Here is an 11,914-nt window from a genome sequence, read left to right as displayed (position 1 = left end):
AAAGCCACATATCTATGTATGTGGCTTTTTTCGTGTCCGGCCAGTTGGAATCGAACCAACGACCCTCTGCTTAAAAGGCAGGTGCTCTACCAACTGAGCTATGGCCGGATTTCCTTGAGATCGCTCAAGGCGGTACCAAAAAATATAGCTTATTTTTTGCAAAAAGTCTAATATTGCGTAGTATTGTCCCTATAAATCTATCTAAATATGACAAAAGCTAATAATCCATTAAAAAGCAGTTATCTATTACTTCATAACATTAGGAGTGTTCATAATGTTGGCTCTATTTTTCGAACTGCAGATGCAGCTGGTATAAAAAAGATTTTTCTCACAGGATATACACCAACTCCGGTAGATCGTTTTGGGAGAGAAGTAAAAGAATTATCAAAAGTGTCTCTTGGCGGGGAGCTTTCTGTAGAATGGGAGTATTTTAAAACTCCAGGATTTGTACTAAAAAAACTTGAGACTCTTTTGGAACCAATACAAATTATAGGAATAGAACAAGACAAAAAAGCTCAAGATTATAAGAAAGTAAAGGTAAAGCAGCCCGTTCTTTTTATAGTGGGGAATGAAGTAGAAGGAATTCCTGCTTCACTGTTAAGTCGCTGTGATGTTATTGCGGAAATCCCAATGAAAGGGAAGAAAGAGTCTCTTAACGTGGGAGTGTCGCTTGGTATTGCACTCTTTAGAATGCTTAATATCTAGGTAAATCTTACTTGATGAATATCACAAAAGTGAGCACTGCGGCCACCCATTTTGAGGCGGGCTATTGTGCCATTACAACCTTTTTTATCACAAGCTTCTCCCGTGCGACGATATGCATGATGTTTATTTTGAAAATTCCCAGATTCACCATGTATGTTGCGGTAATCTGAATCTGAGTCACCACCAAAATCGATACCACGTTGCAGGAGAGGAGTAGTAACACTAAACATTTTTTTGAAATTCTTTTCAGGAATTTTACCCACATGAGATTCTGGATGGATATCTGATTCCCAGAGCATCTCATCAGAATAAATATTTCCAATACCAGCAATAAGTTCCTGACTCATGAGGGCAAGTTTTATTTTCCATGTGGGGCGTTTTAGAAGCTGGCTCTTGAAAACTTCATAGCTAAAACTAGAGTCGAGGGGATCAGGCCCAATACCCATCAGATCTTCAATAGTTTTTTCGTTTTCAGTATCAAAGATGAACACTTTGGCAAACTTTCGAAGGTCTGAAAATGCAAGATGTTTGCCATCGGACAGGCTAAAGACCAAGTGAATATGTCGGTTAAATGGATCTCGTAGCGGGCCGTCTTGAGCTTCTGGTTGCCAGATTTTATCTCTATATACATATTTCCCATACATATAGTGCCCAGTCATTTTCATGTGGGTCAAAATAGTTTTTTTATTCGATAAATGAATGAGTACATTTTTACCTACACGTGAGGCATTTTTAATTTTTGACCCAACCACATCTTTCTTAAACTGTGAAAAATACTCAGGATTCTTGATATTATCCTTTCCGGCATGAAATAAGCTATTGTAATCAGTCCAAACATCGGTAATAGTAAGGCCTTTTACAACGTCATTGATCCCATCAACAGTAGTTTGGACTTCAGGTAATTCGGGCATAGGTATATACTATACAGACGTATGAAAAAGAAAAGCTTAAAATATTTTATCTTTAGTATAAGTAGTCTGATTTTTATTCTTGGATGTGCTTCAAATGCTTATGCCGTAACACCATTAGAACTAATAAATGAATATAAGACAGCAACAAAAACTGGTGAGAAAGTAAAAATTCTTATTGTGCCAGGACATGATGATGAATATTGGGGTACTGAATTTGGTGATGTTCGTGAAGCAGATGTTGTCGTAGCTATTGGACAGTATTTGTATGACTACTTAAAAAATGATCCACGACTAGATGTGCAGATTACGCGTACACAGATGGGATATACTCCAACATTTAAAAACTACTTCACAGATAATAGACAGCAAATTCAGGATTTCATAACAACAAGTAAAGCTGCCCATCAGCAAAAAATCTCTGCTGGTGAAATAAAAACAACAGAAAATGTTCCTCATAATGATGCTCGTCCTGAAGTCGCACTTCGGTTGTATGGAATTAATAAATGGGCAAATGAAAATGATGTTGATATAACACTTCATCTTCATATTAATGATCATGGAGGACGACCATGGGGCCAAGTAGGGGATTATACTGGTATTGCTGTGTATATTCCTGAAAGTCAGTACTCAAATGCCCGAACAAGTGCAGTATTGGGAGAATCAGTTTTGAGAGAGCTTCTTCTTAAGAATAGTGTAAGTACATTGCCTGGTGAATCACGAGGCGTTGTTGAGGATCAGGATCTTATTGCAATTGGAGCACGTGATACGGTAAAGAGTGCTGTTGCGCTTATTGAGTATGGTTATATTTATGAACCTCAGTACAGAAATTTAGCTATTCAAGAACAAGTAGCAAAAGATTTAGCTCAGCAAACATTCTTAGGTGTGCATAGATTCTTTGGCGATCGTGATGTCTATGCTACTGGACAGGCTGCCACAGCAAAGCCAATCACTATTTCAACTCCAGCTAAAACAACATTCGCATATTCATGGAAGAAGGATTTAAAGAAAGGAAGTAGTGGATCTGATGTCTCAGCACTTCAAACTGCGCTTACAAATTCTGGAGTATACTCATGTGGTAGTACGGGGACTTTCGGTCCATGCACAGAAACAGGCGTAAAGGCATTTCAAAAGAAATATAAAATTCCACAAAATGGCTTAGTAGGGCCAATGACTCGTGCAAAACTTAATGAATTGTTCTAATCTAACTATATATTAGATTCGCTCCATAAGTACTTTTTCCAATTCTTCCTGAGCAACTTTTGCATCACTCCATTTAGTCTTCTTACCATTGGCTTCCATAATATATGGATCAGTTCCTTTTCCCGTAATAATTACTGAGTCACCTTTATGAGCAAGAGATATTGCTTTATGAATTGCTTCTCGGCGATCCATAATAATCTCAAATGGGGTAGAAGAGATCCCAGGAATCATCTGATCAACAATAGCTTGAGGATCTTCATCATAAGGGTCTTCATTGGTAAGGATAATATGTGAGCAGTGTTCGTTTGCTACACGTGCCATTTCAGGTCGCTTCCAAGTGTCTCGGCCTCCTCCTGTATTTCCAATCACACAAATCTTTCTAGAATCTTTAAATACAGTATAAACTTTTTGAAGTGAATCTACGGTATGTGCATAATCGACAACTACATTAAACTTTTGTTTTGCTGCATGAGCATGGTCTTCAGGCAGAGTAATTTTTTGTACACGTCCTAAGATACCCGTGAGATTATGTAATCCTTTTTGTGCTGTTTCAGGACTAATTTCTTGAGTAGAAGCGTAGGTAAGGGCTGCTAATATATTAGAAATATTGAAGGTGCCTTGAAGATGCGTACGCATATTGCGGCCTTTATATGTCATATAGAGTCCAAATTGATCGAGCTGATAGGGTTCAGCATCTTTGAGCCCAAATGTATATTTCTCTGGTACATCTATATCCAAGAACTTGTGGTGTTCAGCATCATCTTTATTTGCGATGATTATTTTACGTGTTTTTTTGGATTGCTCTAAAGCTTTTGCCAATTCAAGCTTTGCTGCTAAATAGTTTTCAAAACTTCCATGCTGCTCAATGTGCTCTGGAGAAATATTTAAAAAGATAAGTGAATCGAAATCTATAAATCGATGTCTATACTGAAGTACCGCTCCTGAGGTCATTTCTAATACTGCGTATTCGCATCCTGCGTCCACTGCTTGCCGTAGGAATTTTTGAATAAATCCACGTCCAGGCACGCTCATTTTGTAGTTGTTTGACCATGATTTGTCACCAACTTTAAACCGAATAGTCCCTGCAACTGCAGTTTTTTTACCAGCGCCTTCTAAAATTGCATTCACTATCTCTGTTGTACTCGACTTACCTTTTGTGCCAGTAATAGCAATTACATTGATATGACGAGAAGGGTAGCGATATCGCATAGCACTATATACAGCCCATGTATAGTGATATGCCGGTTGAAATGTTTCAAAAATACCGTTAGGGATAAGTTTTCGTGCCGCTCTGAGGATAATGTCCATATGCTCTATAATAAGCTTTTTATTTGCTTGTAGAAAGTGCTTTTAATGCGTGACGAATGCATTCTGCCGTATCGGTAATTTCTTTGGGGACTTTTTTGAGTGCATCTCGAGCATCTCGTTCTTGGTAGCCAAGTGATTTAAGTGCCTCAAGAGCATCAGATTCATGACTCTGAGGAACTTCTTCAGCTCCTTCTGTAAAGATATCAGCAAGTTTACCTTTAAGCTCGAGCACAATTTTTTCAGCATTCTTTTTACTAATACTTGAAACTTTTGTGAGATACGCTGGATCTTCTGTGAGAATTGCTTGGCGAATAGTAGCAACACTTGCCATGTTTAATATTCCCAATGCACTTTTTGGGCCAATACCGTTTACAGTAATAAGTAGTTGAAAGAACTCTAATTCATCTCGTGTAGGGAAGCCATAGAGATCAAGTGCATCTTCGCGCACTGCCAAATGGGTCCAAAATGTAACGCTATCCGTAAGGTTTTTTTCTAATATCCCTGTAGTTGTAAAAACCTTATATCCTACGCCATTAACGTCAAGAATCATAAAGCGTGTATCGGCATGGACTATTGTTCCAGTAAGTCGGGCAATCATGGAAATAGTATAGCATGTGGAGATAAACCACTCTTCTTGCCTTTTCTATATATATAAGGTATTATCTGGCCTATGCCAATTACATCATCAGCAAAAAAGGCGCTACGAGCTTCAAAAACAAAGCGAGTATATAACCAACGCCGAAAGGATGCTATGGGTTCTGTTGTAAAGAAGATTAAAAAATTCGTTACTGACAAGAACACTAAGGAGGCGATGACTCTTCTTGCTCAAGCTTATCAAGCTATCGACAAGGCTGCTAAAACAAATCTCATTAAGAAGAATGCAGCGAGCCGAAAGAAGTCACGACTTTCAAAGCTTATCAAAAAAGCATCAGCAAAATAAACAAATAACCCTGTATCATATGATACGGGGTTTTTTGTCGCAAAAATTAACAAAATAAAAATATGCTTCATAGAATACTACTCAAACTTTCAGGTGAACAATTTGCAGGAACAACAGGATTTGGGATCGACACTGATTTTATTGCTAGTCTGGCTCAAGAGATACGAGAAGTAGTAAAAGAAACTAAAACTCAAATAATTATAGTGGTTGGAGGAGGAAACTTCCTACGAGGAGCGACACTTTCAAAAAATGAACAGACGATAGAACGAGCGACCGCTGATTATATGGGAATGCTTGCGACACTTATCAACGGCATGGCATTAGTAGATGTTTTAGAATATTATGGCCAGCCTGCACGACTGCAATCGAGAATTCAAACTAATAGCGTAGCAGAACCGTACATTCGACGACGAGCACTTCGCCATTTAGAAAAGGGAAGAGTGGTAATTGTGGCCGGTGGTACAGGTAATCCGTATGTAACTACAGACACAGCGGCTGTGTCTGCTGCCTTAGAATTAGAATGCCAAATCGTGTTGAAAGCCACTAAAGTAGATGGTGTCTATACTAAAGATCCAAAGAAACATAAAGACGCTACAAAGATTTCTAATATATCTTTCTTAGATGCAGTAAAAAACCCCGATATTAAAGTGATGGATAATGCAGCTCTCTCTTTAGCAATGGATAATAAACTGCCAATTCGAGTATTTGACCTTCTTTCTAAAGGCAATATTAAAAAAATAGTTAAGGGTAAAGAAGTAGGAACCCTTATTTCATAATTTTGATATACTACAGATATGAGCGAAAAACCTGCAAGTCCTGAATCATCATTTAAAGGCAAACATTTGGGTTGGTTAAGAAATAATAAAGTAGAAATAGGAGTCCTTGGTGCAGGAACACTATTGGGTACTCTTGGAAAAGGTCTTCTTACAGCTATAGGGATTGCTAATCCTTTTGGTGTTGCTATTGTGGCTGCTGCTGCGGTTGCTACTGCTGTGAAATTATATAGAATGGGAGGATCTAAAAAATAATAGATATAACATGGATACTGAATCATCACTAGCAATACTTAAAGAAAAGCTCATCTCACTGGGGGCAGAAGAACATGAACTTGATGCCATCATTAGTGATGTAAGTAGTGTTATTTTTCAAAAAGCACTCGAGGCTTACTTTTCAAATATACAAGATCCAGCACTAACACAAATTTTAGAAACATCTCAAGATCCGCAAGTACTTCTTGATTATGTACATACGCACAAAGAATTATTCCCACATTATTCTGAAGAATCATTTACAAAAATAGCTACTGATGTGTGGACTGACTATTTTGAATATATGGAACAACAGTAGATTCTAAAGTCCCAACTCTTGTACTTGTTGTGAATAGATGTTTATAAAAGAGGGAATAGCAAATGCCATAGCAATAAGAGGTAGTACGAAAAGTACTACGGTAATAATAAGAGTCCAAAAGAAATATTTTCGAGTTTTCTCAACAGATACATAAATAGCATCTATCTTTTTCTGCTGATCTTCTAATATTTTTTGGACTTCAGGTGACATGATTGGATAGATATTGTGCCCTCGATAGGAATCGAACCTATATTTAGAGTTCCGCAAACTCTTGTCCTATCCATTGAACGACGAGGACTGTGGCCACTAGCTTACCACATTTCCTTAAAAACCAAAATATTCGAGGAGGTGGTGTAGGGGAGATTCATGATGTTCTTCTTCTACTAAATGCATAAGTAGAAACATCCGAATATCATCATGGTGATGCTCTTCAATTGGTACAATGATGTATGGCATCAACATTTTCTTTGATTTCAATATGATTTGAGGAACATGTGCATCTTCATCAATCCAAAATGAATCAAGAGAATCATATCGATAGAGCTTGTCTTCGACAATGATGCCTTTCATATTTAGAGTCACTGTAATAAATCGCGGTACTTTGCGTGCATGAAGTGCTGCTGTGAGTGCGGCTATAAGAATGAAAATTCCAAGGAGGACATTATTGAAAAAAATACAAAGCACAGCAAGTGAAACTGCAATAATTCCAAGTGACCAATACCAGTCACTACTTTTATCTTCATGGTGATGCTCAAATGCTTCCCATACAATAGTATCTCTCATACAAAATATTGTAGCATATTCGAGCTCAAAGCAAGAGAGTGTTATACTATTTCGATCATGACGAAGCATGTTTTAATTTCATACCGATGGGAGCGAGATAGACCTGAGGAAAAATGGTTGTTTTGGCTTAAGAAAAAACTTGAAGAAAAAGCATTTCATGTAACTATGTCTGAGCTGCGTGATCTTCCACAAGGACGGGATTGGGTTCAAGACATTCAAACAGTTTATGGCATCAATGATTCACGAGTACTTAAAGTACCTCATGATCCCGGGTGTCTTACTATATTAAGTTATTTAGAATCGGTGGCTAAGCGAGATACAGAGGAAACGGTATTGCTTGTTGCAAGCATAGGGGAGACTTCATCACATAGTACTGCGCCAGAAAAAGAAAATGTACTTAAACTTGAATCAACTAAAAAAGTAGGTTTTTTTAAACGTGCACTTGGATATGGCGGTCAATCAACTGATACTACCGATACTTCAGATTCGTCTGGTACAAAGCTTGTAGTTCTTTACAGTTCACTCGGACCACTGCTTTCTCCACAGGAATCGTACAAGCAGCTTTCATCAAAATAATTTTGTTATATACTAGAGAAGAGCTCATCAACTAATATTTATGCAACATCCACATCATTCTCATCACACGCATCCACACACTCATCATCGGCCAGCTATCCTTACTGCAACTTTAGGGTATTTTGTTGTTTTGTGGATTCTTATGTTATGGACAACCCTTTACTTAGGTTTTACAGGAAAGCAGCCTCTTGAACTTTTATTTATGAACATTCGTTGGTTGAATATTAAAGTACTTTCTCTTATTGGGGCAATAGTTCTTGCTGGAAGCGTACTTTCAGTTGTGGGAATTAGTAAGATGCAGAAATGGGGAGTATACACTCTTATTCTTACTATTCTTATTGCTATGTTTGCTAATTTGTATGTGGCTCCATCACATGTGTTCTCAACACTTCCAGCGTTTCTAAAAATGCTTATGGATCTTGTTGCCCTCTATGTATTTACACCTGTGATTCTCCTTATTGTTTCTCTTAAGTATTTTTCTTGGATGAAATAACTTTTAAGATTTCTTTTTAGGGAAGGCAAGTGATGCTACTACTGAAATAAAGAGTGCTCCCATAATAATGGCAAATGATACAAGAGAGTTGATGTGAATATCTACCACACCTGCAAGCATTTTTACTCCAATAAAGATAAGAATAAATGCCAATGCTTTTGAAAGATGGTGGAATTTATGCATGATTCCTTCTAATAAGAAGAACATTGCTCGCAATCCCATAACTGCAAATATATTTGAAGTGTAGACAATAAATGGATCTTGAGATATTGCAAATGCTGCTGGAATAGAATCAACTGCAAAAATAAGATCTGTCGCTTCAACGACTATAACTGCTAAAAAGAGGGTAGTGAATACTCGCTTCCCATTTATGATATGAGTGAATTTACCGTGATGAGGTTCTGTTGTAAACGGCAGGAATCTTTTTGCGAGTTTAATTACTTTGTTTTTCTCAAGATCAATATGATCATTTTCTCCACCGCTAAAGAATAGTTTGAAACCACTATACAAAAGAATGGCACCAAAGACATAGAGGATCCAATGGAACTGGCTAATGAGAAAAGCTCCTGCTCCAATAAATAGCGCTCTCATTACAATTGCTCCCAAAATTCCCCAAAACAGAACCTTGTGGTGATACTTTTCTTCGAGTTTGAAATAGCCGAAGATTAAGAGAATAACAAAGAGGTTGTCGACAGAAAGTATTTTTTCTGTAATATAGGCACTGAAGAATTGGAATGCCAATTCAGGTGATTGGAAGAAATAGACAAGGGTACCAAACACTACTGAGATAAATACCCAAAAAATACTTTGCCAAAGTGCTGATTTAAATGATATCTTATGAGCCTTGCGATCAAAGAATCCAAGATCAATTGCTAAAAATCCCAAAATTATAATTCCGAATACTATTCCCAAAATAAGCTGTGGTGTAAACATAGAAATATATACTATCACAGTTCAGTAAGGATGATATTCCGACAGCGTCCTACATATATATGGCCTCATATTCCAGTAAATTATTTGATTATTCACGTGATTATTCCAAGATAAACTTCCGTGAACATCCAGAGCTCTACCAGGTAGGTAAGGGGGAGCAGGGTGTTTTAATGGTGGAACCCTACAAATCGGAGATTTTACCGTACTGGAGATTTAAGAATCCTGAGATCGCACACAAATCTGCAAAGGCAATTTACCGACTCTTTTTACATTACAAACGAGAACGTGATTTTGTGGGAATGGATATGGCTCGCAAATTTTTGCAAATGGGATTTACTCGTTCACGAAGATACGCCAATCATCCCACAGGTAAAAAATATGAGATCCATCACCATCCGCTAAATGGACAGAAAGCAGAAATGCTAGGACCCCGTGCTACGCTTCCACAAGCACATGATTGGGCGACAAATGAAAAATCACAGTCTGCCGAGGTGTTTTATGGCTGGTATCTCAAGGCAAAAGATGATGCATATTATTTACAGTTGAAAGAACAGCATCAAAAACTTTACGGATAATTAGGCAGCTTTTTGTTGTTTTCTTTATGTAGCTTTAAAATTCTACTTGCTGTAAAAAAAGTGAGGAGAGTAAATAGAGCTAAAAAGATTCCGTAGAAGATAAGCGCCTGTTCCTCGTAAATAATCCCATAATTTTCATCAAGATATCGTCCCATTTCATTGTAGGGTAATGCCTTTCGTTCTGCATAGGTTACCGCAGAAATGATTGCTGCTAAGAGTGATAATGAAAATGCGATAGCGTAGAGATGAATTCTTTTCATGAGAGTATTATCTCGTAAATGTAAGTAAAATGCTACAATAATTATGCATCTATGATTAATTTCAAAATCACTCCGATTGTAAAAGGGGAAAAGTTTGATATCTCATATTCATTTTTCCAAACATCATTTGGTATATGCTTAGTGGCCTCAACCAAAGAGGGGATTTGTAATATTCTTTTTTCAGATTCAAAACAAGAAACACTCGAAGATTTGAAGTCTCGTTTTACATCTGCAACTTTTGTGCATAAGGAAGAATCAGTTCATAAAGAATTAGAGAACTATTTTAAAACGTATTCTTTTATTACTCCAATTATGTTTCATCTCATAGGTACACCATTTCAAACGAAAGTATGGCAGGCACTCATTTCTATAAAAAAGGGAACTACTTCAACTTATGGAGAGATAGCTGAAATTATTGGAAACAAAAAATCATCACGTGCAGTAGGAACTGCAATTGGCGACAATCCATTAGGCTATATTATTCCGTGTCACAGAATTTTAAGATCAAATGGCGAGCTTGGAGGTTTTCGATGGGGAATAGAACGAAAGAAGGCAATGCTTAGCTTTGAGCAAGATACTTCTGTACATTACTCATAGGTACTAATTTGTTTTTCTTGTGCCAGTACGGGAATTTCCAGTAAGCATTTACTACTATTGCAGATTTTAGTGCTTTTTCATCAATTGCATCAGTACCAAAATATCCAGCTTTTAATCGAGCAGCACCATCATAGTATCCGCCTGAACTTAAGAGCAGCATACTTCTTCCTATATCTATAATTCCATTTGTGACCATTGGATCCGGATCAATAATTGTCAGAGGATTTGTTGCTAGCATATTGTTCCCACCATAATCAAAGTGGCAGTATGTGCTTTCTGGATATTTTTCGGTATATGCAATAAGAGTTGTTAGTACATCATCAATAGGACCATGTTCATCTCCTAGTAGGTTGTGTTCTTTAACATAATTAATCCTTTCTTTCATATCATCGCTTAAAATCCATTCTTTAAATGTTTCAAATTCAGGCTTACTATTTTTTATTCGCCCAAAGCCATGTGCTTTTGCCGTATGCATTTGTCGCAATATTTTCCCTTGTTCAAAAGGTAGATCTTTTATTTCTTTAAATTCTTTTGCATCAGTTAATAGGGGAGCATCAACAAACTCCATAAGAATGTAAGGCCGATCGCTTATTTTCCCATACTCATATACGTGCGGGACTTTTACACCTACACTTTCCCACGCTGATAAAAACACTGCCTCATTGCCATCAGGGTCTGCATTTGTTAGGGGAATTTTTAGTACATACTTTATATTTATATCAGCTACTTCTAGAAAGCAGACTTGTGATGATACACCTTTGTGAGAGAACTCAAGGGTTACTTCTTTGTTTTTGAATAATTTATTAGTCTCTAAAAAATTTTGAATATGGGGGATAAGAGCAATTCGCCTGTCATTAAGTTTTTGATCTACTTCTGCTTCAGATAGCTTTGGTTGGTTTTTGAACGTAATCATGATAAAAATTTTCGAGCAATAAATGTTGAAATCACTAATAACACAATGTAAGGAATAATTACCACCAACATCATCATCCCAATGAGGGGAAGCATACATTCACGCTGACAGAAAGTAGAGAATGTAACGATCCAAGGAGTAGCGGCAACAGCAACTACTGGAATTAATTTATATCGCAACATTCTGAATGATCGTGAATATGCGAGTATGCCTGCAATTCCTCCGATGAATGCGGCTCCCCACATTACAGTGTCAGTATCCATAACAGTTCTAAAAAAACGAAACCCCACTGCATCTTCTACAATAGCTAGTGCTATTATAATTGCGGCTAAAATATAAATACTAAAAAAGAGTTTGTTTTTATTTTCCATAG

The 11,914-nt window shown here is 37.2% G+C and carries 19 protein-coding genes and 2 tRNA genes; 10 read left to right on the top strand and 11 right to left on the bottom strand.

All coding sequences use genetic code 11. The features are described from left to right. Positions 1 to 35 precede the first annotated feature (35 nt). Positions 36 to 108 (bottom strand) — tRNA-Lys (locus tag V4519_00230). 99 nt (positions 109 to 207) lie between these two features. Here V4519_00230 and V4519_00225 point away from each other — a divergent pair. Then, positions 208 to 705: a TrmH family RNA methyltransferase gene (locus V4519_00225; protein MES2436419.1), complete on the top strand. Its 498-nt coding sequence runs from the start codon at positions 208 to 210 to the stop codon at positions 703 to 705. On the opposite strand, the gene mutM is transcribed toward V4519_00225, so the two are convergent. Continuing rightward, on the bottom strand, positions 702 to 1,616 hold the full coding sequence (mutM, locus tag V4519_00220) for a bifunctional DNA-formamidopyrimidine glycosylase/DNA-(apurinic or apyrimidinic site) lyase (GenBank protein MES2436418.1): 915 nt from the start codon (positions 1,614 to 1,616) through the stop codon (positions 702 to 704). The two genes, V4519_00225 and mutM, sit on opposite strands and share 4 nt — an antisense overlap. Positions 1,617 to 1,637: 21 nt before the next feature. Here mutM and V4519_00215 point away from each other — a divergent pair, with 21 nt between their 5' ends. Then, the gene (locus V4519_00215) at positions 1,638 to 2,816 is read left to right on the top strand and encodes a peptidoglycan-binding protein (protein MES2436417.1); all 1,179 of its coding nucleotides are present in this window, start codon (positions 1,638 to 1,640) and stop codon (positions 2,814 to 2,816) included. A gap of 12 nt (positions 2,817 to 2,828) precedes the next feature. Here V4519_00215 and murE read toward each other — a convergent pair whose 3' ends face one another. Beyond that, a complete protein-coding gene (murE, locus tag V4519_00210) occupies positions 2,829 to 4,124 on the bottom strand; it encodes a UDP-N-acetylmuramyl-tripeptide synthetase (protein MES2436416.1) in 1,296 nt (431 codons plus the stop codon). Between the two features lie 19 nt (positions 4,125 to 4,143). After that, a complete protein-coding gene (gene ruvA, locus V4519_00205) occupies positions 4,144 to 4,722 on the bottom strand; it encodes a Holliday junction branch migration protein RuvA (GenBank protein MES2436415.1) in 579 nt (192 codons plus the stop codon). A 72-nt stretch (positions 4,723 to 4,794) separates the two neighbouring features. Between ruvA and rpsT the strand changes: the two genes are divergently transcribed. The 4 genes from rpsT (at position 4,795) to V4519_00185 (ending at position 6,411) form a co-directional block, all read left to right on the top strand. Continuing rightward, on the top strand, positions 4,795 to 5,064 hold the full coding sequence (gene rpsT, locus V4519_00200; GenBank protein ID MES2436414.1) for a 30S ribosomal protein S20: 270 nt from the start codon (positions 4,795 to 4,797) through the stop codon (positions 5,062 to 5,064). Between the two features lie 62 nt (positions 5,065 to 5,126). Continuing rightward, a complete protein-coding gene (gene pyrH, locus V4519_00195; GenBank protein ID MES2436413.1) occupies positions 5,127 to 5,840 on the top strand; it encodes a UMP kinase in 714 nt (237 codons plus the stop codon). Positions 5,841 to 5,858: 18 nt separating this feature from the next. Next, on the top strand, positions 5,859 to 6,092 hold the full coding sequence (locus tag V4519_00190; protein ID MES2436412.1) for a hypothetical protein: 234 nt from the start codon (positions 5,859 to 5,861) through the stop codon (positions 6,090 to 6,092). Between the two features lie 10 nt (positions 6,093 to 6,102). After that, positions 6,103 to 6,411 (top strand): hypothetical protein, encoded by a 309-nt coding sequence (locus V4519_00185; protein ID MES2436411.1) that lies wholly within the window; start codon positions 6,103 to 6,105, stop codon positions 6,409 to 6,411. Between the two features lie 3 nt (positions 6,412 to 6,414). On the opposite strand, the gene V4519_00180 is transcribed toward V4519_00185, so the two are convergent. The 3 genes from V4519_00180 to V4519_00170 all read right to left on the bottom strand — a co-directional run bounded on the left by V4519_00180 (position 6,415) and on the right by V4519_00170 (position 7,194). Then, entirely contained in the window at positions 6,415 to 6,621 is a 207-nt protein-coding gene (locus tag V4519_00180) for a hypothetical protein (GenBank protein MES2436410.1), read from the bottom strand. 16 nt (positions 6,622 to 6,637) lie between these two features. Beyond that, positions 6,638 to 6,709 (bottom strand) — tRNA-Arg (locus V4519_00175). Positions 6,710 to 6,735: 26 nt separating this feature from the next. Beyond that, a complete protein-coding gene (locus V4519_00170) occupies positions 6,736 to 7,194 on the bottom strand; it encodes a hypothetical protein (GenBank protein ID MES2436409.1) in 459 nt (152 codons plus the stop codon). 57 nt (positions 7,195 to 7,251) lie between these two features. Between V4519_00170 and V4519_00165 the strand changes: the two genes are divergently transcribed. Together V4519_00165 and V4519_00160 are read left to right on the top strand one after the other, a co-directional pair. Next, on the top strand, positions 7,252 to 7,770 hold the full coding sequence (locus tag V4519_00165; protein ID MES2436408.1) for an alpha/beta hydrolase: 519 nt from the start codon (positions 7,252 to 7,254) through the stop codon (positions 7,768 to 7,770). A gap of 40 nt (positions 7,771 to 7,810) precedes the next feature. After that, a complete protein-coding gene (locus V4519_00160; protein ID MES2436407.1) occupies positions 7,811 to 8,263 on the top strand; it encodes a hypothetical protein in 453 nt (150 codons plus the stop codon). A 3-nt stretch (positions 8,264 to 8,266) separates the two neighbouring features. On the opposite strand, the gene V4519_00155 is transcribed toward V4519_00160, so the two are convergent. After that, positions 8,267 to 9,196 carry a TerC family protein gene (locus V4519_00155; protein MES2436406.1) on the bottom strand — a complete coding sequence of 310 codons (930 nt, stop codon included), beginning with the start codon at positions 9,194 to 9,196 and terminating at the stop codon, positions 8,267 to 8,269. A gap of 59 nt (positions 9,197 to 9,255) precedes the next feature. Here V4519_00155 and V4519_00150 point away from each other — a divergent pair, with 59 nt between their 5' ends. Then, the gene (locus V4519_00150; protein MES2436405.1) at positions 9,256 to 9,771 is read left to right on the top strand and encodes a DUF4385 domain-containing protein; all 516 of its coding nucleotides are present in this window, start codon (positions 9,256 to 9,258) and stop codon (positions 9,769 to 9,771) included. Here V4519_00150 and V4519_00145 read toward each other — a convergent pair. Beyond that, positions 9,762 to 10,031 (bottom strand): hypothetical protein, encoded by a 270-nt coding sequence (locus tag V4519_00145; GenBank protein MES2436404.1) that lies wholly within the window; start codon positions 10,029 to 10,031, stop codon positions 9,762 to 9,764. The two genes, V4519_00150 and V4519_00145, sit on opposite strands and share 10 nt — an antisense overlap. Positions 10,032 to 10,082: 51 nt before the next feature. On the opposite strand from V4519_00145, the gene V4519_00140 reads away from it, so the two are divergent. Continuing rightward, entirely contained in the window at positions 10,083 to 10,628 is a 546-nt protein-coding gene (locus V4519_00140; GenBank protein ID MES2436403.1) for a methylated-DNA--[protein]-cysteine S-methyltransferase, read from the top strand. Here V4519_00140 and V4519_00135 read toward each other — a convergent pair. Together V4519_00135 and V4519_00130 are read right to left on the bottom strand one after the other, a co-directional pair. Then, positions 10,591 to 11,541 (bottom strand): phosphotransferase, encoded by a 951-nt coding sequence (locus tag V4519_00135; protein ID MES2436402.1) that lies wholly within the window; start codon positions 11,539 to 11,541, stop codon positions 10,591 to 10,593. The two genes, V4519_00140 and V4519_00135, sit on opposite strands and share 38 nt — an antisense overlap. Beyond that, positions 11,538 to 11,912 (bottom strand): hypothetical protein, encoded by a 375-nt coding sequence (locus V4519_00130; GenBank protein ID MES2436401.1) that lies wholly within the window; start codon positions 11,910 to 11,912, stop codon positions 11,538 to 11,540. Before V4519_00130 ends, V4519_00135 begins: the two co-directional genes overlap by 4 nt. Between the last annotated feature and the right edge of the window lie 2 nt (positions 11,913 to 11,914).

The organism is Patescibacteria group bacterium (assembly GCA_040387855.1).
Classification (GTDB): Bacteria; Patescibacteriota; Minisyncoccia; order Phycocordibacterales; family JAKAEA01; genus JAZKCY01.
Note: the sequence above shows the minus strand (reverse complement) of the source record. Positions and strands in the feature narration are given on the sequence as shown.